General features: G+C 69.3%; 24 protein-coding genes and 5 pseudogenes. 20 read left to right on the forward strand and 9 right to left on the reverse strand.

Annotated elements, in window-relative coordinates; translation table 11 throughout:
- The first annotated feature begins 78 nt into the window (after positions 1 to 78).
- From N8I84_RS01030 to N8I84_RS01040, 3 genes are all read left to right on the forward strand, one after another.
- Entirely contained in the window at positions 79 to 687 is a 609-nt protein-coding gene (locus tag N8I84_RS01030; protein ID WP_263227410.1) for a TetR/AcrR family transcriptional regulator, read from the forward strand.
- Between the two features lie 418 nt (positions 688 to 1,105).
- Positions 1,106 to 1,510: a PaaI family thioesterase gene (locus N8I84_RS01035; RefSeq protein WP_263227412.1), complete on the forward strand. Its 405-nt coding sequence runs from the start codon at positions 1,106 to 1,108 to the stop codon at positions 1,508 to 1,510.
- Positions 1,503 to 2,180, forward strand: coding sequence for a TetR/AcrR family transcriptional regulator (locus N8I84_RS01040; protein ID WP_263227413.1), 678 nt, complete (start codon positions 1,503 to 1,505; stop codon positions 2,178 to 2,180). Before N8I84_RS01035 ends, N8I84_RS01040 begins: the two co-directional genes overlap by 8 nt.
- A gap of 26 nt (positions 2,181 to 2,206) precedes the next feature.
- On the opposite strand, the gene N8I84_RS01045 is transcribed toward N8I84_RS01040, so the two are convergent.
- Positions 2,207 to 2,419: a transposase gene (locus N8I84_RS01045; RefSeq protein ID WP_263227414.1), complete on the reverse strand. Its 213-nt coding sequence runs from the start codon at positions 2,417 to 2,419 to the stop codon at positions 2,207 to 2,209.
- Positions 2,420 to 2,969: 550 nt separating this feature from the next.
- The gene (locus tag N8I84_RS42970) at positions 2,970 to 3,632 is read right to left on the reverse strand and encodes a transposase family protein (RefSeq protein WP_390898823.1); all 663 of its coding nucleotides are present in this window, start codon (positions 3,630 to 3,632) and stop codon (positions 2,970 to 2,972) included.
- Here N8I84_RS42970 and N8I84_RS01055 point away from each other — a divergent pair.
- Both N8I84_RS01055 and N8I84_RS01060 read left to right on the forward strand, forming a co-directional pair.
- A complete protein-coding gene (locus N8I84_RS01055; RefSeq protein WP_263227416.1) occupies positions 3,631 to 4,482 on the forward strand; it encodes a HEAT repeat domain-containing protein in 852 nt (283 codons plus the stop codon). The genes N8I84_RS42970 and N8I84_RS01055 overlap by 2 nt on opposite strands.
- Positions 4,483 to 4,535: 53 nt before the next feature.
- Positions 4,536 to 4,970: a transposase gene (locus N8I84_RS01060; protein ID WP_390898824.1), complete on the forward strand. Its 435-nt coding sequence runs from the start codon at positions 4,536 to 4,538 to the stop codon at positions 4,968 to 4,970.
- A 146-nt stretch (positions 4,971 to 5,116) separates the two neighbouring features.
- Here N8I84_RS01060 and N8I84_RS01065 read toward each other — a convergent pair whose 3' ends face one another.
- A complete protein-coding gene (locus N8I84_RS01065; RefSeq protein WP_263227418.1) occupies positions 5,117 to 6,229 on the reverse strand; it encodes an ABC transporter substrate-binding protein in 1,113 nt (370 codons plus the stop codon).
- A gap of 165 nt (positions 6,230 to 6,394) precedes the next feature.
- Here N8I84_RS01065 and N8I84_RS42975 point away from each other — a divergent pair.
- Positions 6,395 to 6,603: pseudogene (locus tag N8I84_RS42975) on the forward strand (IS5/IS1182 family transposase); the annotation flags it as partial.
- A gap of 230 nt (positions 6,604 to 6,833) precedes the next feature.
- Here N8I84_RS42975 and N8I84_RS01075 read toward each other — a convergent pair.
- A complete protein-coding gene (locus N8I84_RS01075; protein WP_263227420.1) occupies positions 6,834 to 7,562 on the reverse strand; it encodes a hypothetical protein in 729 nt (242 codons plus the stop codon).
- 178 nt (positions 7,563 to 7,740) lie between these two features.
- On the opposite strand from N8I84_RS01075, the pseudogene N8I84_RS01080 reads away from it, so the two are divergent.
- From N8I84_RS01080 to N8I84_RS01110, 7 genes and pseudogenes are all read left to right on the forward strand, one after another.
- Positions 7,741 to 8,028, forward strand: a pseudogene (locus tag N8I84_RS01080) (acetate--CoA ligase family protein); the annotation flags it as partial.
- Positions 8,029 to 8,249: 221 nt separating this feature from the next.
- Positions 8,250 to 8,726 carry an MFS transporter gene (locus tag N8I84_RS01085; protein ID WP_263227422.1) on the forward strand — a complete coding sequence of 159 codons (477 nt, stop codon included), beginning with the start codon at positions 8,250 to 8,252 and terminating at the stop codon, positions 8,724 to 8,726.
- Positions 8,727 to 8,891: 165 nt separating this feature from the next.
- The gene (locus N8I84_RS01090) at positions 8,892 to 9,179 is read left to right on the forward strand and encodes a metal-sensitive transcriptional regulator (protein WP_263227424.1); all 288 of its coding nucleotides are present in this window, start codon (positions 8,892 to 8,894) and stop codon (positions 9,177 to 9,179) included.
- Between the two features lie 122 nt (positions 9,180 to 9,301).
- Positions 9,302 to 9,699, forward strand: a pseudogene (locus tag N8I84_RS01095) (DUF302 domain-containing protein).
- Between the two features lie 466 nt (positions 9,700 to 10,165).
- Positions 10,166 to 11,524: an MBL fold metallo-hydrolase gene (locus N8I84_RS01100; RefSeq protein ID WP_263227426.1), complete on the forward strand. Its 1,359-nt coding sequence runs from the start codon at positions 10,166 to 10,168 to the stop codon at positions 11,522 to 11,524.
- 46 nt (positions 11,525 to 11,570) lie between these two features.
- The gene (locus N8I84_RS01105) at positions 11,571 to 11,936 is read left to right on the forward strand and encodes a rhodanese-like domain-containing protein (RefSeq protein WP_263227428.1); all 366 of its coding nucleotides are present in this window, start codon (positions 11,571 to 11,573) and stop codon (positions 11,934 to 11,936) included.
- Positions 11,933 to 12,676, forward strand: a complete 744-nt coding sequence (locus N8I84_RS01110) for a sulfite exporter TauE/SafE family protein (RefSeq protein WP_263227429.1) — start codon at positions 11,933 to 11,935, stop codon at positions 12,674 to 12,676. The genes N8I84_RS01105 and N8I84_RS01110 overlap by 4 nt, the downstream gene beginning before the upstream one ends.
- Positions 12,677 to 12,712: 36 nt before the next feature.
- Here the strand turns inward: N8I84_RS01110 and N8I84_RS01115 are convergent, their stop codons facing one another.
- Complete coding sequence (locus N8I84_RS01115) at positions 12,713 to 13,000, reverse strand: metal-sensitive transcriptional regulator (protein WP_263227431.1); 288 nt, start codon at positions 12,998 to 13,000, stop codon at positions 12,713 to 12,715.
- Positions 13,001 to 13,080: 80 nt separating this feature from the next.
- On the opposite strand from N8I84_RS01115, the gene N8I84_RS01120 reads away from it, so the two are divergent.
- From N8I84_RS01120 to N8I84_RS01135, 4 genes and pseudogenes are all read left to right on the forward strand, one after another.
- On the forward strand, positions 13,081 to 13,656 hold the full coding sequence (locus N8I84_RS01120) for a rhodanese-like domain-containing protein (protein WP_263227434.1): 576 nt from the start codon (positions 13,081 to 13,083) through the stop codon (positions 13,654 to 13,656).
- 126 nt (positions 13,657 to 13,782) lie between these two features.
- A complete protein-coding gene (locus N8I84_RS01125; RefSeq protein ID WP_263227436.1) occupies positions 13,783 to 14,547 on the forward strand; it encodes a patatin-like phospholipase family protein in 765 nt (254 codons plus the stop codon).
- A 333-nt stretch (positions 14,548 to 14,880) separates the two neighbouring features.
- Entirely contained in the window at positions 14,881 to 15,558 is a 678-nt protein-coding gene (locus N8I84_RS01130) for an SMI1/KNR4 family protein (protein WP_390899005.1), read from the forward strand.
- A pseudogene (locus tag N8I84_RS01135) lies at positions 15,551 to 15,979 on the forward strand (ATP-binding protein); the annotation flags it as partial. The gene N8I84_RS01130 and the pseudogene N8I84_RS01135, both read left to right, overlap by 8 nt.
- Before the next feature lie 63 nt (positions 15,980 to 16,042).
- Here the strand turns inward: N8I84_RS01135 and N8I84_RS01140 are convergent.
- Positions 16,043 to 16,810, reverse strand: a complete 768-nt coding sequence (locus N8I84_RS01140; RefSeq protein WP_263227441.1) for a class I SAM-dependent methyltransferase — start codon at positions 16,808 to 16,810, stop codon at positions 16,043 to 16,045.
- A gap of 246 nt (positions 16,811 to 17,056) precedes the next feature.
- On the opposite strand from N8I84_RS01140, the gene N8I84_RS01145 reads away from it, so the two are divergent.
- Positions 17,057 to 17,449, forward strand: coding sequence for a hypothetical protein (locus N8I84_RS01145; protein WP_263235049.1), 393 nt, complete (start codon positions 17,057 to 17,059; stop codon positions 17,447 to 17,449).
- Position 17,450: 1 nt separating this feature from the next.
- Positions 17,451 to 17,724: pseudogene (locus N8I84_RS01150) on the forward strand (IS110 family transposase); the annotation flags it as partial.
- Positions 17,725 to 17,916: 192 nt separating this feature from the next.
- Here N8I84_RS01150 and N8I84_RS01155 read toward each other — a convergent pair.
- The gene (locus N8I84_RS01155) at positions 17,917 to 18,735 is read right to left on the reverse strand and encodes a dienelactone hydrolase family protein (RefSeq protein WP_263227443.1); all 819 of its coding nucleotides are present in this window, start codon (positions 18,733 to 18,735) and stop codon (positions 17,917 to 17,919) included.
- Between the two features lie 96 nt (positions 18,736 to 18,831).
- On the opposite strand from N8I84_RS01155, the gene N8I84_RS01160 reads away from it, so the two are divergent.
- Positions 18,832 to 19,926 carry a GlxA family transcriptional regulator gene (locus N8I84_RS01160; protein WP_263227445.1) on the forward strand — a complete coding sequence of 365 codons (1,095 nt, stop codon included), beginning with the start codon at positions 18,832 to 18,834 and terminating at the stop codon, positions 19,924 to 19,926.
- Between the two features lie 41 nt (positions 19,927 to 19,967).
- Here N8I84_RS01160 and N8I84_RS01165 read toward each other — a convergent pair whose 3' ends face one another.
- Positions 19,968 to 20,300 (reverse strand): DHCW motif cupin fold protein, encoded by a 333-nt coding sequence (locus tag N8I84_RS01165; protein ID WP_263227447.1) that lies wholly within the window; start codon positions 20,298 to 20,300, stop codon positions 19,968 to 19,970.
- Positions 20,297 to 20,905 (reverse strand): DUF2867 domain-containing protein, encoded by a 609-nt coding sequence (locus N8I84_RS01170; protein ID WP_263227450.1) that lies wholly within the window; start codon positions 20,903 to 20,905, stop codon positions 20,297 to 20,299. Before N8I84_RS01170 ends, N8I84_RS01165 begins: the two co-directional genes overlap by 4 nt.
- Positions 20,906 to 20,921: the final 16 nt, after the last annotated feature.

Here is a 20,921-nt window from a genome sequence, read left to right on the forward strand (position 1 = left end):
ACAGCGTACGCCTATCTGGCAGAGACTGCCAGAACTAATGTGAGTGTACACCTGGCAGTGCTGGGCTAACCTGATGGGATGAAGCAGGAAGCCAAGACAGCGACGGGCGCACCGACCACGCTGTGGGACCGGACACGGCAGCTGGCCTCCCAGGAGATCCTCGAGACGGCTCTGCGCCTGTTCACCGAGCAGGGCTACGACGAGACGACCATCGCCCAGATCGCCCGAGAGGCCGGCGTCTCCCAGCGCACCCTCTTCCGCTACTTCGGCACCAAGGAAGACCTTCTCAGCGGTGACCAGGCCCGGTTCGGGCAGGTCCTGACGGACACGATCAGCGAACAGCCCGCCGAAGTCGGCGTCTGGGAGGCACTGCGCGCAGGGATCGCCGCCGTGCTATCCCTGCACGACAGCCGCGAGCGGGCCCTGGAGCGGTTCCGTCTCCTGCACAACACCGCCTCGCTGCGTGCCGGTTGGCTCGAAAAGCGGCTGCGGTTCCAGGAGGACGTGCTGCCGCTCGTTGAGGCGCGCATGGACGCCGCTGGCGGCAGCGCGGACGCGAGGGCCCGCGCGGTGATCGCGACGGCGTTCGCGTGCTTGGATGCCGCATCGATGGCGTGGGTCGCGAACGACGGCAAGGGCGACATCATGGACCTGTACGACGAGTGCCTGGCCGCAGTGCGCGGCTGACCCGCAGCGACCAGCCAGCCCGGAAACTGTGGACCGACAGCGCCAAATCACCGGCTTGACCCCACATCACCAGCGACGCTGAGACCGGTCAGCACCACCCGATGATCGTTTCCTTTCACAGCGCTAGCCGCCGTGAAAGGCATCGCGCGTGACCTCGACACTGCCGGAGCCGATGCTCGCCTCCCCGGTTTCCAGCCCTGATCTGCGGCCGGGCCGGGCAGGCGAGCCCAAGTGGGCCGGTTCTCCGGGCACTTGAAGTTGTCTCATCCGAGCGACAGCCCGGCGTCTCTCAGCAGACCTCCGATCCCCACGGAAGACTTCACAGCCCTGCAGCCTGACGCCACAGGCGTGGACGCGAACCATGACGCCCACATAACATGTCACCGTTAACTTAACGGTGACAACCTGAAGGGCCGCGATGACCATCACCGTGCAAGACGTCTACACCTTGGCGCCGTTCGCCAAGACGCTCGGGATACGCTTCGGAGCCCTCAAGGCCGACGCTGTCACCGCACAACTCGCCTACACGCCCGAGCAGTCCACCGTCGGCGCCGCGATGCACGGCGGGGCGCTGATGGGGCTGGCCGATGTAGTCGGCGCCGTGTGCGCCACGCTGAACGGGACGGCCGACACCGTCCCCGCGACCATGGAATCCACCACCCACTTCCTGCGGCCCGTACACGGCACCGGCGCCTTCGCGACCTCCCGCCCGCTGCACGTCGGCAAGTCAACGGTCGCCGTGGAAATCGACATCAGGGATGACAAGGACCGGCTCTGCGTCCGCGTCACTCAACTCGTCGCCCTCCGCAGGCGCCATGACTAAGGGACCCGGCCAGACCACGGCCGACGGCCGCGCCGGCACAACCGAAGGCCGTCGGCGCAGTCGCGCCAAGCGAGGCCACGGCGGCCGACTGAGGGACGAGCTCATCGAAGCGGCCGGCACGCTGCTCGACGACGCCGGCGAGGACGGCGTGACCATCCGTGCGGTGGCACAGGCTGTCGGGGTGAGCACCCCTTCGGTATATCTGCACTTCGACAACCGACTGGAATTGCTGCACACCGTGTGCCTCGGGGTCTGGGACGAACTCGGCCGACGGATGCTGAGCATCAGCGCCCAGACCACCGACCCGTTCGCCGAACTCCACCAGCGCAGTGTCGCCTACATCAGGTTCGGGCTCGACCATCCCCTGCGCTACCGCCTGGTCGCGACCGGGCCCGCGACAGCCGCCACCGAGCAGGTCGCCGACGCCTGCTTCCGATTCCTGCGGGAAACAGTGCAGCGATGCGCCGACGCCGGCGTGCTCCACGGCGATGTGACGGCGCTGACCCGGGCCATCTGCGCGTGCCTGCACGGTGCCGTCTCGCTGCTGATCCTCCAGCCGACCTCGAAATGGCCCGACGACATCCCCCGGTACGCAGACGATGCCGCCACCCTCGCCTGCCAGGGCGCCGCCGCCCTCTCACGCGCGCACCATGGCCGCTACGAAACGTGAACTGTTCTGCCCTGGGCAACGCTCCGCTACGCCTCGCCGGCGTTCTCATCGGCCGACGGTTGGTGCAGCGGTCGGCGGCCGGCCTTCGCAGGGCAGAAAAAGCGCTGGTCCTCCATGCCCTTGCGGTAGTGCCGGCGCAGTTCGCCGCGCTGGCCGAAGAAGATCCGCCGGGCCAGGCGGTGGCGGGCCTGGCGCAAGCAGGCCGAGGTCTCCTCATCGTCGACTCCCTGACCAGTCAATGGGGTTACGCCAAGACCAGCCCCGCCGGAAAAACAGTCTGGGCTCGCATCCTCACCCCAAGCCGCTGAGCCGGTGCGGCGACAACCACCCCCTGATCCTCAAGGGCCTCCTCGACGGCAACCCTCACCGGCTCCAGCAGGCCAGGAAAGCAACCGCAACCGCGTTCAGAACCATGGCCACCCAGATGCGATCCCGGTAGCGGCCACTATCGGCCGGAGCGCTGACCGCCTCGCTCTCTGTCCGTCGCTTCGAGCCGCCGTGGGTATCCTCAACACTCGGGCCAATCGTCATCGACCGCATAGACCGCTTCGCCACGCACCTTCCCGACGGCGGCAGACGCGGCACCATGCCCGGGCCGGGCGGCTACGGTGAGCCAGTGTCTGATCCTCTTGCCCCTGCACAGCAGGCCGGGCCGTCGCCGGCCGCGTGCGTGATACGCCCGGGACTCGTCTCAGCTCTGCAGGCTCAAGGCGACACGGGCCGGCGAGCGCTGAGCCTGATGCGGGACGCCGCCCACGTCCTGAACAACACCGGCGCGTTTCATGCTCCTTATGAGGTGGCGCAGTCGTGTCTGCGGGGCGCACTGAACAGTGTCCTGAGTATCGCGGGCGAGGAATTCCCCGGGCTGCGCGGTGCCACCAAGACGGTCGCCGAGGCCGCCGGGGCCGTGACGGATGCCTGGCGCCGGCAGCACGAGGTGGAGGCTGCGGATCTGGATGTCCTCGCCGATGCGGTCGAGGAGCTGCGCGTCGAGCAAGCGGACCGCGGCGGGTTCCGCACCTGGCAGATCGGGCACCTGGTGGCCGAGCAGACCCGGGCGGCGACGCGCACGATCCCGGCCCAGCCCGGGGCCCCGGCCAGAACCGCCACCAGGCACAGGAGCAGGAGCAGGCCGAGACCGTAGCGGCAGCCCCGGCGCCGACGCGGGTCCGGGATCGCGTCGAGGATCTCGGTCAAGGAGACCAGCGCGGCGGTGTCATCCAGCAGACCGCCCGGCATGCGGGCGCGCTGGCGGGCGAGCGTGGAGATCAGCGATGACGGCATGCGGACGCGGTTTCGGTTCGATCGGGCTTCAGCGTCTTGGTCATCCCGGAACCGCGTTCTCCTCCGAACGAAGGCAGGGAACAGCTGGACCGGCTCGCCGAATACGGACTCCACGGGTCGTAGTTGGGCCGCCGACGGCGACACCATCCCCCATAGGGTGACCGGCATGACAGGGACTACTGGTGGAGAAGAGGACAAGGCCGAGCGCGCGACGCTGCGCTGTGCGTTGAACGAATTGGACGAGCGGCTCGCCACGGGTGCCGAACGTGTGCCTGGAGCTCACCTTCTGTTCAAGCCTCTCGTGGAGCAACTGCGAACACCGGCAGCCGCGTTCCTGCGACCGGAGCTGGAGCAACGACTCGCCCGTCACGTCGCCGCCGACGACTCCTTCGCGCGGGACCAAATAGCCCACGCTCTGGCGGGAACCTGTGGCCGAGGGGCGCTGCCCGCCCTGCTACGCGCAATGGCGACTGATCGCAACGACGACGGGGACAGACTGCAGCTCGACGTCCTCGAACTCTTCGAGGAGTGGCCCGAGACCGCGCTCTCGCTGTCTTTGGACTGCGCCGCTTCCGACGACCCCGGGACACGGAGAGTCGGCCTGTGGGGCCTGAGCATCATTGACTTCGGCGGGACCAAGTACTTCGGGCTAGTCGCTGATGCGGCCTCCGACCCGGACCCGAAGGTACGCGCTGACGTGATGTGCACCCTCGGCACCATCTTCGGCACGGGGGATCCCCCACGGGCCCGGGCCATCCTGATCGCCGGCACATGCGATGCTGCGCCCGAGGTCCGCTGCGCAGCCGTGGCAGCCCTCTACTCGTCACGTGACGAGAAGATCACCGACATCCTGGTGGCCCGTGCCAGCGACGCTGATCGCTGGGTCCGGTACTGGGCCGCCTGGTCACTGGCCAGAAGGCCGGCCCCCCAGGCCCACGCCGCGCTCAAGCGACTCACAACAGATGAGGACGCGGACGTACGCGACGCTGCCCGCCAAGCCCTGGCGCGGCCGACTTGATCAAGCCCACGACCTGAGAACGCACGCGCCCTTTCTGCAGGTCGAGCCGCCGGGTGGCGACTTCACCGAGCCCGAGGACCACGGGGCTCGGACGCCCCCAGGGCGGGCTGACGACCAAGCTCCACCTGGCGGTCGAGCAGACCCAGAAGCCGACGTCACTTGTGATCACGGCCGGGCAGCGCGGTGACTCCCCGCAATGCCAGGTGGTCCTGGGACGTATCCGGGTGCCCAGGCTCCGGCCGGGCTGCCCGCGCACCCGGCCGAACAAGGTTCGTGCCGACAAGGCGTACGGCTCCCGCGCGAACCGCGCCTACCTGCGCAACCGCGGTATCTGCTGCACGATCCCGGAGAAGCGCGACCAGATCGCCAACCGCAAGAAACGCGCCTCCCACGGCCGGCCGCCGAAGTTCAACACGGCCGACTACGACAAGCTCGCCGTCCGCTATGAGGCGACCGTGCTGGTCGCAGCCATCAACGAGTGGCTGTGACCAGCACTTTCGAAAGGCACCCTAGCGCCGACTACCGCACGATAGTCAGTGGCCCCCGCCAAGAAGCTGAGAGTGCGTATGGGCACGTAGACAGGTAGACCACCTCAAGCTCAGACACATCGGGGCAGTAGGTCCTCCGTGCCCTCTCAGCCGGCGTGGAGGATCCGAAAGCGATCGGGCTCCGCCGGGTCCCGATCAACGACTTGGATCGGTGTCCAAGCCCATTGCCAAACGCTGATGCCCGGCGTGCGGGAGAACCGGATCGGCCCGCGGGTGCCCTCGACCGCCACGCGCGGCCACGAGGCGGCGATGGCCGCCCGGTCCGTGCCGTGGGAACGCAGCACCGAGGCGAGGACGGCGACGGTGTCCCAGCCCTCGAAAGCGACGAAGGAGGGCGCTTCGCCCAGCCGCTCGCGGAGCTGCTTCCCGACGCTTTCGCCGAGCGGACCGAGGCGCTCGGGCAGGTAGCGCAGGAACGGGATCCCGGCGCCGTCCTCGCCCAGCACTGCGGCCCATTCGGCGAACTCCGGTTGTCCGGCCGGAGCGCCGATCAGGATCTCCGCGAGCCGCCGGTCGCTCCGGACGGCCTTGACAATCGGCACCGCCGGCTCCGGATGGCCGACCAGCAGGAGGAGCGCCGTCGCGCCGTGGTCGACGAGCGCGTCGCACAGGGCCTCGGCGGTGAGCGCGTTCGTGTCGAGTTCGACGACGGTGCCGCCCCGGGAAGCGAGGTGGTCCCGCAGGACTCCGGTCCCGGACGCCCAGTAGACACTCGGCTGGGTCACCACGGCGATCCGACGCCGGCCCGCGCCGAGGAGGAAGTCCGCGTAGATCCGCCAGCCGTGGGACTGGGCCGGGGCCAGGCGCGCGACCCACTCCGTCGGCTCCTCGGTGAGCGCATCGAGCACCGCGGACGAGCACAGGAACGGCAGGCCAAGGGCGTCGGCCCGGGCGGCGGCAGCGCGGGCGACCACGCTGTGGTACTCGCCCGCCACGGCGGCCACGCCCAGGGCGGCCAGATCGTCCACGGCCGCCGCGGCCCGCTCCGGATCGGCCGCGGTGTCCCGGACCACCAACTCCACTGGTCTGCCATCGATCCCGCCGGCGTCGTTGACCTCGCGAACGGCCAGCTCGAGTCCTGCGAGCAGGTGCCGGCCCGCCTCGACCCAGCCGGGCCGCGTCAGCGGGACGAGCGCGCCCAGACGGACGGACGACCCGTCCGCGTGCTCCGCTCCGGACGGCGATGGTGGCGTGTTCATCGGGTGGCGTCTCCCCTGGGGCGATGCGGTCGCAGTCCGTCCGCCCGGATCGCTCGCCAGCCGAGGCCGGCGGTTCACGTCCATCACGTCTCGCCGCGACGGGCGCGCCCGGGTGATCGCTCATTGAATCCACCACCATCGCCAATAGGCAACCGACTATTCGTTTTCGGGTCGGGCATGACGTGTTGGCGGCTGCTGCGGGACTGGAATGAGGCTGGCGGTGGCAGCGGCTGCACGAGGTCTTGCTGGCCGAACTGAACGCGACCTCACAGCCGGACTGGTCTCGCTGCGTGGTCGGAGAGGGCGGAGGGAGGTCCCCCTGGGTCGGGGCCGCCGAGGCTTACCAGGGTGGTGAAGTCCACGTCCGTCGCGGTGCGCGCCGACTGCGGTCGCCCTGGGCGAGGATACGGACCGGATACGTGGTGCCGCGGCGGACCAGGGCCGGGACGCGGACGAGGGCGGCGCCGTCGTCGAAGTAGCCGTTGGCCCTATTCAATATCAGTGTCGCGTAATTCCCCACCGCCGCAGTCGCGTTCCCCCATGGGGACGTCGGCCATGGACGGTGATCGCGGATCTGGTTTCCCCCTCCTGCTCGACGTCGGCCTCACCGATGCCGCGGCGTGCTGGAACCGGTGAGATCATCCGTTCGCCCGCCGCGCCTCCACAGCACCACGCTGAGTGCGACGAACCAGGCGAAGCCGAGGAAGCGGCCGATCGGTATGAACACCGAGCCGCCCTCGGCGACGAGCGAGCTCATGGACAGCACGCCGGCCGCCCCGATCACCATGCCGCTCCAGGCGACCCAGGCGGGCAAGGCGTGGCTGGCGCGTCCCGTCGCGGCGACCAGGAAGACCGCCACGCCAAGGGCGGCCATGGCCGGGCCCGCCCCGGTGATGAAGGACAGATCCGAGACGGCCCGATACGTGGACAGCTGCGCCCTGGAGCCGATCTGGGCCAGAACCCAGCTGGTACTGGCCGAGAGCAGGAGGAGAGTGCCGGCGACGGTGGCCAGCGCGCGGACGACGTCGGCCCGGGTGCCGCTGCCGTACCTGCGGACGAACGCGGTCAGCCAGGGGACGAAGGCCAGCAGCGCGAGGGCGGACACCCCCTGGAGCAGGCCCAGCACACGGAAGAGGTCCTCCAGCTTCGCTGGATCCTTCAGCCGATACGCCTGCACTTCGGCGTCGCTGGAGTACGGCGTTACGGTGCCGGACGGGCTCAGCGTCCCGATGATGACGAGGCTGGCCACGAAGAACAGGGCGTACAACACGCCGGTCAGAGCGCCGACGTCACGACGACGGCCGCTGGTTCGGGTGAGCGTGGCGGTGGTCATGGAGGCGATTCCTCCCAGGGAGAGTTGGTGGCGACGGAGCGGGAGTTCCGGCCCCGGTGTCTTCACGATCACAGAGCGGATGCTGTGGGACGTCCCACGCAGGAAGGCCGTGTGCGTACTCCTAGTGACGTACAAGTCCATCCGCTGAGCTGCTCGGAACGCCAGCCGTACTCGCCTCGGCGCAGCGGTGTTCGCCGGTGTGGTCCAGGACGAGGTCTTCGGCCCTCTCGTCCTCTTCGGTCTGGGCGGCACCGCGACCGAGGTGCTCGCCGACCACGCCGCTCGCCTCGCCCCGCTCACCGATCAGGACGTCCACGACCTGATAACGGCTCCGCGCTGCGCCCCGCTCCTGTTCGGCGCGCACGGTGACGGGCCTGTCGGCCTCAAGGCCCTGGAACAGCTGCTCCTGCGGGTGTCCCGCATGGCGAGCGAGCTACCGCAGCTCGCCGAAACCGACTTCAACCCCGCTCGAGTGGTACGGAGGCCGGTGTCCCCGAAGACGCGGTGTCCGCATGGCACGACCTCCTCGCGACAGTGATGATTTGTGCCTCGTGCCCACCGTGGCGTGCCAAGGACCGGGCGAGTAAGGGCCCGGCAGCCCCTTTGAGTGCCCGATCGGCCCGACTTTCTCTTTCACCAGCTGTGCGGAACGACGGCGACGGGGCAGTCCGCGTGGTGGAGCACGGCGTGGGCGACCCGACCCAACTGCAGACACAGGTGGTGGCCGGTCCGCCGCCGACACCGCCCAAGCCGAGGAGAAATTCGCCGAACCGGGCGGCGTTGGTGACGCTGCTGATCTGGGGACCGGCCTGGGGCTGGATCGTCTTCGCCAACGTCCTGCTCGGCATCAACCAGGGCCTGAACTGGTCCACCACCGTCATCATGAAGATCGACCTGGTGGGCCCGGCCCGGCGCGGCCTGGCCATGGGCTTCAACGAAGCCTCCAATTACGTCGCCCTGGCGGCCACCGCCCTGGCCACCGGCCCGATCGCCGCCCACTGGGGGCTGCGCCCCGCCCCTTTCCTCCTCGGCGCCGCCTACACCGCCCTCGCCATCCGCGAGACCCGCGACCACGCACGCGCCGAGGCCGCCCGTCGCCACACGGCGGCGACCTGCTCGGGTATGCCGACATCGTGCGAGCCGAGACCGTCGAGCGCCCGGTGACCGGCGCCGATGGGCCCCGCACCGCCCTCGACACGCTGGTCCGCGCCGTGCGGCTGTGACCTCCCGGAACAGATCCGCCACCAGACAGGTTTCAGCCGATATACCCCGCCGGGTATGCCTGAGACGGGTAAAATACCCCCTGCGGTATGAACTCGAGGAGTGGTCATGGAACTGGAGCTTGAGGGTGCGGACCTGAAGTCCGTGTTGAACCGACTGCGCCGCGCGCAGGGGCAGATCTCAGGCGTGATTCGAATGATCGAAGAAGGCCGCGATTGCGAAGACGTCGTCACGCAGCTCGCCGCCGCGTCCCGCGCCCTGGACCGGGCCGGTTTCGCGATCATCGCCACCGGTCTACAGCAGTGCCTGACCGACATCGACACCGGTCGGAAGAACGGTGATGACACCGAGCAGATCCGCAACCGGCTGGAGAGGCTCTTCCTGTCACTGGCGTGAGAGCCGCACGAAACACTCGTTCCGTACGGGCGCTTTCGAGACCTCTCCGAACGCCGGCGCGCGTAGGCCACAGACACCGGGACACCCGTTCAGGCACCGTCGAGTCATCGAAAGGCAAGGCCATGCCCTACGACCGCACCGTGCACCTCCACACCGACTTCGCCACCGCCGTCGAACGCGTCCACGAGGCCCTGTCCGTGCAGAGCTTCGAATCCTGACTGAGATCGACGTCACCGCCACCCTCAAGGCCAAGCTGGACCAGGACATGGAGGAGTACGTCATCCTCGGCGCCTGCAACCCGTCACTCGCTCGCCGCGCCCTCGACGCCGACCGCTCCATCGGCCTGCTGCTTCCCTGCAATGTCGTCGTCGGCGCCGAGGGCGGCCGCACCGCTGTCCAGGCGCTCGATCCGGAGACGATGGTCGCCCTCACCGGGCTCGATGCCGTGCGCCCCATCGCCGACGAGGCGACCCGCAGCCTCGACGCGGCGCTCGCATCCCTCCCCACCCGGACCGCGTAGATCGGACACAGCTGCGCGCAACCGGACGGCACCGCCTGCTCTGCAGCCGGTGCCACGCCGGTCGAGGGCATGCACCCCTCTCGGACACCGGCAGCTCACAGCGTGGCACGCATGCTCAGCGTGCTGAATGACGCCGTCCAGGAACGTGCGCCGTACGGGTGCACGGGCCTGGCGTACGCACGGGCCTGTGCACCCCAGCAAATCCGCAACGCCACCCCAGGGCGGCCCATCAACGGGCCACCGGATGTCCCACTCCTACCGGGCCCTCATCCGACTGCGCCGCACCCTGAGTGCCTCCGTTCGCACCGACGTCCGCAGCAGCCGCCTCCACCCGACGCGGCCCGGCTCACACCAGGTACACCGACAGCCGCAGGGATCTCGCGATGTCATGAATACCCCCGGGGGTATTCATGTTACGGTCGTACATATACCCCCGGGGGTAATCCACGTACGAAGGGACATCTCCGTGTTCTTCATCGACACCATCGAGCTCGACGGTCTCGGCAACCGCCACTACTTGGCCGGCGGCCGGCAGACGGCCGTGGCGGTGGACCCGCCGCGCGACTTCGACCAGGTCCTTGCGGCGGCCGCCCGGCGCGGGGTGCGGATCTCGCACGTGGTGGAGACCCACATCCACAACGACTACGTCACCGGTGGCCTGGAGCTGGCGCGGGTCACGGGCGCCGCCTATCTGGTGCCGGCCGCCGCCCGTGTGTCGTTCGCCCGGGTGCCGGTGGTCGACGGCGACACGGTCACCGTCGACGACGGGCTGGACCTGCGAGCCGTGGCCACACCGGGTCACACGCCGCACCACACGTCGTACGTGCTGCAGGAGAACGGCGTGCCGGTGGCCGCGTTCACCGGTGGTTCGCTGCTGATCGGCACGGTGGGCCGGCCGGACCTGGTCGAGCCGCGGCTGACCGAGCAGTTGGCCCGTGCCCAGCACGCCTCGGCGCACCGTCTGGCGGACGAACTGCCCGACGAGACGTCCGTGCTGCCCACCCACGGCTTCGGCAGCTTCTGCTCCTCGGCGCAGGCCGAGGGGGACGCCACCACCATCGGCAAGGAGAAGAGCGTCAACGCGGCGCTGACCCAGGACGTGGACTCCTTCGTCGTCCGGCTGCTGGCCGAGCTGGACGACGTGCCCGCCTACTACGCGCATATGGGTCCGGCCAACGCCGGCGGCCCGGCTCCGGTGGACCTGACTCCCCCGGCCATCGCGGACGCCCAGGAGATCGCCGCCCGCCTCGCGGCCGGCGAGTGGGTCGTCGACCTGCGCAGCCGTATCGCGTTCGCCGAGGGCCATGTCGCCGGTTCGTTCAACTTCGAGGCGGACGGAAAGATCGCCACCTACCTGGCCTGGATGATCCCGTGGGGCAAGCCGGTGACCCTGCTGGCCGAGTCGCCCGAGCAGCTGGCAGCCGCCCAGCGCGAACTCGTCCGGGTCGGCATCGACCGGCCAGCCGCCGCCGTGACCGGCTTGCCCCAGGAGTGGGTGGCCGAGGGCGGCTCCCTGTCCTCCTTCCCCCGGTCCACGTTCGCCCAACTGGCCGAGCACGGCACCGACGGCATCGTCGTCCTGGACGTACGCCGCGACTCCGAGCGCGCCGCCAGGTACATCGAGGGCTCCGTGCACATCCCCATCCACCAGTTGCACCAGCGGCTGGGCGAGGTGCCCCCCGGGACCGTCTGGGTGCACTGCGCCGGCGGCATGCGGGCCGGTATCGCCGCCTCACTCCTGGACGCCGCGGGCCATGACGTCGTGGCCGTCGACGACGGATTCGACGCCGCCTCCAACGCCGGACTGACCGTCGTCACCGGCTGAACGGCATTGCCGTACCCCTCTATCCGCTCCCCCGAGAGGTTGTGTCATGTTCCTCTTCCGAAGCGGCGGGGACCGCGTCACCGTAGACGAGGCCCACCGATGCACCCATGGAACCGACGCCCCGGCCGTGCTGCTGGACGTGCGCGAGCAGGACGAGTGGGACGCCGGTCACGCTCCCGGCGCCCTCCACGCACCGCTGTCCCGCCTGGTGGCGGACGGGGCAGTGCCCGCCGCCGCCCAGGGGCGGCCGCTGGTGGTGATCTGCCGCAGCGGCAACCGCTCGCAGCAGGCCGCCAAACTGCTGGCCGCACGCGGCGCCGAGGCCGTGGACGTCAAGGGCGGCATGCAGGCATGGGCCACCGCCGGTCACCCGGTCGTCGAAGAACGCGGAAACAACGGCTCCATAACGTGAGCGCCCTGATCCTCGCCCTCGTCGCCGGTGCCGTCATCGGACTGGCCCTGGGCGGCCTCGGCGGAGGCGGCAGCGTCCTCGCCGTACCCGCCCTGATCTACCTGCTCCACTTCACCCCGGCGCAAGCGACGACAGCCAGCCTGGTCATCGTCACCCTCACCTCGGTCACGGCCCTCGTCGGGCACGCCCGGGACGGCAACGTCGCCTGGCGCACCGGGCTGCTCTTCGCCGCAGCCGGCATCGTGCCCGCGATGCTCGCCGGGGCCGCCGCCGACCACCTGCCCCAGAGCACGCTCACGGTCGCGTTCGCCGTCATCGCGGCACTCGCCGCGCTGCGCATGCTCCGACCCGCCCGCAGCGAGCCGTCCGGCACGGTCGACCCAGGCAAGGCGGGCGCCGCCGGAGCCGGCCTCGGCGCGGTGACCGGGTTCCTGGGCGTGGGCGGCGGCTTCCTCGCCGTGCCAGCACTGGTGAGCGTGCTGAGCCTGCCCATGCGCCGGGCCGTCGGCAGCAGCCTGCTGGTCATCACGATTAACTCCCTGGCTGCGCTCGTCGCTCGAGCCGGCACCGGCATGCACCTGGACTGGGCCGTCATCGCACCGTTCACCGCGGCGGCGATCCTGGGCGCCTGGGACGGCAAACGCCTGTCGAAGAAGATCAAGGGACATACCCTTCAGCGCCTCTTCGCCTACGTGCTGCTCGCTGTCGCGGCCTTCATGCTCGTCGACGCGATCGCATGACCATGCCCGCACCTAGGGCAGGTGGACGGGAAAGCGTCAGGCCAGCGAGAGGAAGAGCTTCTCCAGTCGGGCACGCATCTGTTCACGGTCCTCACCGGACCCGTCACCACTGCCGGAGTCCGCGAGGCACCGCTGGAGACCGGTGGCGATGACGGCGAACCCGGCCCGGTCAAGCGCGCGGGATGCGGCCGCGAGTTGGGTGATGACCTCCTCGCAGTCGCGGCCCTCTTCGATCATCCGGATCACTCCGGATATCTGACCTTGCGCCCGGCGCAGCCGGTTCAGCACCGACCGCAGCTCCGCACCCGCCAGATCAAGTTCCACGACCGCTCCTCACAGACACCCCACGGAAAACAGCGCTCCCGTACCCGGGGCACCCTCGACTCACAAGGATGACACTCGCCATGACCACCCCCACCACCATCGACGCCCGCCAGGCCCGCAGCCGCCTGCAGGAACTCACCGTGATTGACGTCCGCACCCCGGGCGAGTATGCCGGCGGCCATATACCCGGCGCCCTGAACATCCCTCTGGACCAGCTCGACCGGGCACTACCGGACATCCGCACCGCCGCCCAGCGCGGCGAGGTTCTCGTCGTCTGCGCCTCTGGCGCCCGCTCCGAGAACGCGTGCCGCAGACTCGCGGATGCAGGCATCCACACCGCCACACTCGCAGGCGGCACCGGCGCCTGGGCCGCCCAGGGCCATGACCTGCACCGGCCCGAGGGAAGCACGAACGCGACCTGGGGTATGGAACGCCAGGTCCGCCTCACCGCCGGCTCGGTCGTCCTGCTCGGCCTGGCACTGGGCGAGTTCGTTCACCCTGCCTTCCTGCTGCTGTCCGCCGGCATCGCCGGCGGGCTCGTCTTCTCGGCCGTGACCAACACCTGCGGCATGGCCGCCATGCTCGCCAAGCTCCCGTACAACCGGCCTCGCAAGGCCGACCTCGAGGCGACGCTGGCACGGCTGCGCGCCAACTGAGTCCGGGACCGCGATGCGCACGACACCGCCCGCTCCCGACATGCCCCGCGGCGGCCTCCGCCGTGCCCGTACCCCGGGACGCGGCCGGGCCGTAGCGGGGAGATGCCCATTGAGACACACGGGGGCATGTCCCGTCCGCTCACGGTGAGGACGGTGGTCCTTCAGCACAGCCAGGGCTGTGGGTCTCTTCCCGTACAGAGCCACTGGACCAGTCATGGAACCGGCCAGGACCCCGCCCGCCTCGCCACCGTCACCGTCCGGCGCTCCGCCAACGCTTCGTCCGCGCCGCACCGCCCCGACCCGGCAGTGACGCGCGCGGTGTTCGCCGTCCTCGGCGAGGCGGGCCTGGACCCTGCCGACGCCCGCCGCCGGGTGGGCCGCATCGCCCTGGAAACGGTCGACGCGGAGGCGGAGAACCAGCTGATCGCCCAGCGCGCCGCACTGATCGCCGCCGACAGCTGGCCGCGACGCCCTCTGCTGATCCCGGCCGTCGACGCCGAGAGCGGCGAGCCGACCGTGTGGGACGCCACCGCCGGCGTCCCACTGGTTCGCGCGGTCGCCGCGTCCAGCACGTTCCCCGGAATTGAGCCCCCTGTCACCGTCGACGGCCGCCGCTACCTGGACGGCGCCTTGCGAGCCGGCACCAACACCGACCTGGCGGCTGATCCCCGCACGGTGGTGGTGGTCGACCCGCTCGCCCACCACCACCCACACCCCACACCCGACGGCGCCCACATCCTGGCCCCCGATCCCGCCGCCGTGCGCCTCATCGACGCCGAGCAGAGCGACCCTGAAACGTGGAAGACGGCCTACCAGGCAGGCCGGACCCAGGCCCGCGCGGCAGCCGAAGAACTACGCGCGCACTGGCGGCCAGCCTCGGCTCAAGGCTGAAAGACTCCGAGCCGCTCTTCGCTCCACCTCTTTGCATCCCGGACCACGTGGGGAAATCGATTGAGCACGTCTGCGGGGTACCCCGAGCGGCGGTGCCCGGATCCAAAGAACGCCATCAGGGTCGAACCTCACGGTCAAGCGGGTCCAGGCCTCGTCGTCGAAACCAACCGACGATCTGCCTCATGAGACACATCGAAGTCTCGAACAGCGAGCCCATCTGCCGCCCCTCCTCCACCACCGCGGTTGAGACGAGCGGCCGCGAACACAGCCCAGACGGAGGTCGGATGTCGGAGGCAGGGACTAATGTCCCTGCTCGCCGTCGATAGGAGAGCCATGAACACGCACGTGCACTGGTCGGGAGTTCGAGAGCGCGTCATCGCAGTGGAGGAGGCCGAGCGTCGATCCCGTGGCCGTGGGCCGTCGCGATATCCGACGTTCGAAGCCGTCCTGACTCCCGCCGAGATCGCCGAGGTCGAAGCACAGTTCGGTGTCGCGCTCCCCGACGACTACCGCACGTTTCTGGCGGAGGTCGGAGCCGGCGGCCCCGGGCCGGCATTCGAGCTCACGTCGTTGCGCCGAATCGACGGGAAGTGGGGATGGGTCTGGGCGAACGACGAGGACCATCCCTGGCTGCTGGACCCCAGTGGGCCGTTCGTCGAGACGGAAAACTGGGCCGACCAGCAGATAGCGACCCTTCGCGCCGCCGGGTACGAACCCACCACACGTGACGAAGAGGACGACTATCTGGGCGACTACCGCAAGGTCTTCGGAGATGCCGGCGACGATGCCTGGTTCCTGCAACGCGGGCGGGGTGCGATCCCCATCAGCGACAACGGATGCGGGATGACCGGCTGGCTCATCGTCGTCGGCCCGCACCGCGGGGAACTCCGCGACCGCGACTGCGCGGTCAACCCGCCCTACGAGCCGTACGTCGATGCAAACGGAAACCGTCACACCTTCCGTAGTTGGTACCTCGAGTGGCTTGAGCAACGTGAGAGGGCAGCTCGGTGATGAAGGGCTGGTGACCCTGGCCCGCCCCGCGCGCAGCGGCCTACCCAACCGTTCCCTTCAGGCGACGAAGCTGGTCAACGAACTGGTCGAGGCCGCCGACGAGAAGCAGCTCAGCAAGACCATCGCCCGCTACGGCCGTGTCGATCTTTTGTGCATCGATGAGCTGGGCTGCATGGAACTCGACCGGCACGGCGCCGCACTGCTGTTCCAGGTTCTGACTGAACGCGAGGAGAAGAACAGCGTCGCCATCGCCTCCAACGAGTCGTTCCGCGGCTGGACCAAGACCTTCACCGACCCCCGCCTATGCGCGGCCATCGTCGCCCGCCTGACCTTCAACGGCACGATCATCGAGACCGGCACCGACTCCTACCGGCTCGCCTCCACCCGCGCCCGAGCCGAGGGACCCGCTAAGGCCGGCTGACACTGCCGCCTCGACTCGACCTCCGCCCGTGCGGCCGGCGGTCGAGTCGGGTGGTGGAAACACCTACTTGCTGGCGCGGGCCACGAGCAGCGGCTGGAAGAAGCCTGTCTCCTGCGGCATTCGCCAGCCGGGGTCGGCAAACCCGGCCTCGGCTGCGAGGCCGGCCAGCCGGTCCTGGCCGAGTGCCCAGTAGGTGGTCCGGCGGACCTGAACGCGCCATTCTCCGCCTGCCGGAAGAAGTTGGAAGTGCTCCAAGTCATAGTGCTCGCCGTCGTCGTGCCAGTGCCAGAGCTGGAAGGTGACTGTCCGTTCTTCGCCGTCGGCAGCCTGGTGGACTTGTGGAGGCGTCGAAGCAGGGCGGTCGCGCAGCAGGTCGTCATAAGGGCGTGTGCTGACCAGCAGCAGGCCGGCGGGACGCAACACACGGCGCATCTCGGCCAGGGCAGCGCGCACATCCTGCTCCGTCAGCAGGTGAGGCAGCGAGTTGTCGGCGCAGACGACGACGTCGAACTGGCCATCGGGAAACGGGAGGCGTCGCATGTCGGCGGCGGCCGTGCACAGGCTCAGGTTCTGGCGGGCGGCCTCACGAGCAGCGCGGGCGGCGGCGCGGGGGCTGAGGTCCGTCCCGGTGACGCGGTGCGCGCGCAGCGCCAGGCCGATGGCCTGCGTGCCAATACCACAGGAGCAGTCGAGCACCGCCGCGCAATCCTGGCCGATCAGGGCGTCCAGCGCGTCCCCCTGTCGGCGGATGCTCGCGTCCCAGTTTGAATAGATCAGATGGTAGTAGTCGGCCAGTTCGTCGTAGAAGTGCGCCACTGATGTCTCGGGCATGACCCGAGATTACCGGCCCTGGTTCCCCCGAAGCCCTGGTCACCCCCGTGGTCGACGCGAACGCCCTCACCGCCGATAGTGCCGTCATTTCTCGTGAACATCTGCGCACGATGACGTCGAACGCGCTGATCGCCGACTGCTGCTGAAACTTATCGACAAACCCTGCTGCTGAACGTGAACGAAGCCAGGAAGCCGGCCCCAGGCCCTGCGCGTGCTGGGCAACGTGTTGCTGAACAGCTTTTTCACGTGAGCACTGCGATGCCGGCTGCCCTGCCTTTCCTGATCAGTTTGGCAGCCGTCCCTGACATCGCGGTGCGCCCAGGTTTCGTCGACCTTTTGGTCGTTGCCGCGGAGCTGTCCCAACTCGTCGACATGAACAACGAAAGCCAGGTGCTGCTACTCGGCAACGACTACGATCACCCGGAACGCGAATGGTGCAGGGCCGCCTTTGCCGCACACGCTTCTGCGCTGCGCGCGTCGTTACAGGGCGAGACCCTTCCGGACGGACTGATCAGCGCAGACGACCGCGAGTGCCTGCTCACGTCGCCGCGCTGCGTCAGGCGATTGGCCGCCATGACGCCGGCGTATCCGCCGCCGATCACGACCACATTGGTGCTCTCAGTCATGGTGTCTCCGTAAATTGTCACGCGGCCTGGGAGGGCCGGATTGGGCGGCGGTGGTCGACGAGAAGGGGTGACCCTCTGGTCGAAGAAGATCGGCAACGACGACTCGGCAATCCTGACGGCGCTCGCATCCTGGGCCTGGCCGTGAGTTCCACTGGGCCGTAGACGTGGCCCGCACGTCCTCCGCGCTGCCCGGCCGAACGGTCAGCCGCATGTCCGGGGCCTGCCGCGGCGAGGACAAGACCGAACGCAGGTGACTCCCCCGTCATCGCCGAAACCGCCCGGCAGCGCCCTCGCCGGGGGAACCGGGCCAGCAGGCGCGCTCATCCGCTGATGGTCAGCCGTACGGCGTCGGTGTGGGAGAAGTCCAGGTCGGCCATGTCGGCGGGGACATCAGTGCAGTGCATGGGTGACGGCGGCCGACGCATGGGCTGCGGGCTTGTCAGGCCGGCCCAGGCAGGGTGTTCCGGCGAGGCTCGCGCCTCATCTTCTGAGCTGCTCCGTGAGGAAGGTGATGATCTCATCACGGGCACGCGCCGTCGGATGACCCTGCTCGTCCACGAAATGTGCCGTGACGACGCTGTGGGCGCACCCGACGACGTCGCGGAAGAAGGGCGGAGGGTTCGTGTTCGCCGCGTCGGCGGGAAGGACGCGTCCGTCGAACGCTTCGCCGAGTAGTGCTTGGTAGGCCGCGAAGCGCTGACCAGTGCACCACCTGTCGTTGTCGAAGCGGTAGGCGAGCACCTTCAGTCCGTCTCGTTCGACGCGTTCGGCGAGGGCAACAGCGTCTTCATCTGCGATCTCCAGCCCTCCAGGGTCGTCGAGCGGCAGCGAGGGATGGTTGACGACCGGGGCGATGACGGCTGGTTCGAGTGCCATGGTCAGCGCGAAGTTGCCGGTGAAGCAGAGCCCGACCGCGCCGACGCCCGGCCCACCGCACTCCGCGTGCGCGATACGCGCGAGGCCGCGCAGCCACGCCACGACGGGACTGGTGCCGCCCCCGGCGAACGCGCGGAACTCGGCGCTGACGCATGCGCGCCGCACGACGGCCTCGCCGGCCTCGGTGGTGGGGTAGGCGCCGTCGACGCCGAAGAGAGAGGGCAGATACACACAGAAGCCGGCATCGCGTATCCAGCGTGCCAGGCGCGCGACGTCGGGACTGATGCCCGGCATCTCGGGCATCAGGATGACGCCGGGTCCTGTCCCGGCGACGTACACGGTCTTGTTGACGTCATCGACGCCGACGGCTCTCGGGGAGAAGTCGTCCAAGGGGTCGTCGCGCCGTGCTCGCATCGTTGTCATGATCGAGAGTGTGGTGCGACACTGCTCCCACGAGAAGCGGCGACATCGCCACAGAGTGCGGCGATATCGCCACCCTCGCGTGGAGCCGGAGGAACCATGAAACCGCTGCGCCTGGGTGTGCTCGCGTATCCCGGCTGCTTCGCCTCGGAGGTGTTCGGCATCCCCGACCTGCTGGCCATGGCCGATCACATTGCGGCGGCGCACGGGTCGGACCGACCGCCGTACGAGGTGTCCGTCGTCTCGCCGCGGCGGCGGGTGGTCGCGGCCGGCGGCTCGGCCATCGAGGTCTCGGCGCTGCGCCCCGTCGACATCCTGATCGTGCCGGGTTTTGAGCTTTCGCCCGGCCTCGATCTCGACGCGACGCTTGCGAACCTGAAGCCCGAGGTGGCGTCGATTCGGTCGCAGGCCGCCTCCGGTATCGCTGTCGTGTCGATCTGTGTCGGCGCCTTCCTCGTCGCCGAGGCGGGCCTGCTCGACGGGCGCGAGGCCACGACGGCCTGGCTGTTCGCGGATCGGTTCGCCCGTCGATACGCCAACGTCAAGGTGCGCCCCGAGCATCTGGTGGTCACCGACCGCGGTGTGACGACGACCGCCGCCTTCAGCGCCATGTACGACTTCGCACTCCAGTTGATCCGTGAGCACGACGGCCTCCGCGTCGCCCGCAGCACCGCGCGCATCGCGCTCGTCGACGACGCGCGCTCCACCCAGGCTCCCTACGTGGACCTGGAGCTGATACCCGCCGTCGGCCGTGAGTTCTCACTCGGTGTGAAGCGGTGGCTCGACCAGAATCTCGGGGCTCGCCACGACCTGTCCGCCCTCGCCGAAGCGTTTCACGTGAGCACGCGCACCATGCTCCGCCGCTTCGGTCAGGAGGCCGGTCAGACCCCGCTCGCGTACCTGCAGTCGGCTCGGGTCCGCAGGGCTCGTCATCTGTTGGAGACCACCGACAGGACCATCGCGCGCATCGCCGCCGACCTCGGGTACGCGGACACGAGCACCTTCAGCGCCATCTTCGCCCGGCACACGGGCCAGCGGCCGCGGGACTACCGTGCCACGTTCCGCCGGCCTGTTCGCGAAGCGGGCCGCAACGCCGCGCAGGCCCCTGACCTCCCGGCACAGGAAGGCGTCCACCTCGGCGCTGGACGCCCAGATCCGGTAGGAGGACCCGTAACTGAAGCGGAGATACCCTGATCGGCCGGATCCGGGACAAGATCCGGATACTGCGCGGCGCATCAGTCGACAACGAACAGACGGGCGCCTTCTTGCGTGCTTGAGCGGTGTGGCTGCGTGTCGTTTCCGACCTGATAGCTGTCGCCGGCCTTGATGGTGACGATTTCACCGTTTGCCAGTTCGGTGGTGAGTGTTCCTTCTAGGACCAGCAGGATGTGGCCCCGACTGCACCAGTGATCGGCCACGTAGCCGGGGCTGTACTCCACCATCCGAACGCGCACGGAACCGAATTCACGTGTGCGCCAGGTCGCGCTCCCCGAGTCGCCTGCATGCACTGAAGGGGTGACGTCCGACCAGTCAGTGATTCCGAAGGGTGTGTCAGCCAAATCCATCATCCCGCGCTCCTTTCGCCGGCACTCGCCTGCCACGTGCGTCCCATTGCTCGAAGCAGCGCCGGATACACCGCCACGTATCGGAAGGGCTTGATAGCGGCCATGTATGCGGTGCCGAGCAGCCCGTTCGGCTTCACCAGGACGGCCATCTGGCCGCGGTAGCCACCGGCCTCGTCCGGGACCCAGCCGATGTGCATCACCGCGTGCACGGTCCGGTTGGCCGTCTCGGCCGCCCACTCGTCGTGCAGTTGGTAGAGGGAGGTGAACGGACCCGAGCGGGCATCGGGCCCCCGCGGACCCTCGCGGAGGTCGGCCGGCAACCGGTCGCGCAGCGTCGGCACCCGGGTGCCTATGCCGGAGCCGGCTTTGTCCCAGCCGAGCAGCCTCCCGAGCTTCCAGCGAACCGCGAAGAGCAGGCGGTACACCGGGGAGGGGGAGGAGGTGGTGGCCCCGTCTCTCGCCCCGTTCGCGATCTGGCGGACCAGGTGCGGGAAGTCGTCGGGACCGCCCGGTGTCGGCAGCACCCAGACATCCTCGACGCGAAAGTCACCGGCGATCTCGTGGATCCGCCAAGGGCGGGACGTGTGCGCCGTTGTGGGGAGTCTCATCAGTTGGCCTCTATCT

Source organism: Streptomyces cynarae (assembly GCF_025642135.1).
In the GTDB taxonomy this organism is placed as follows: domain Bacteria; phylum Actinomycetota; class Actinomycetes; order Streptomycetales; family Streptomycetaceae; genus Streptomyces; species Streptomyces cynarae.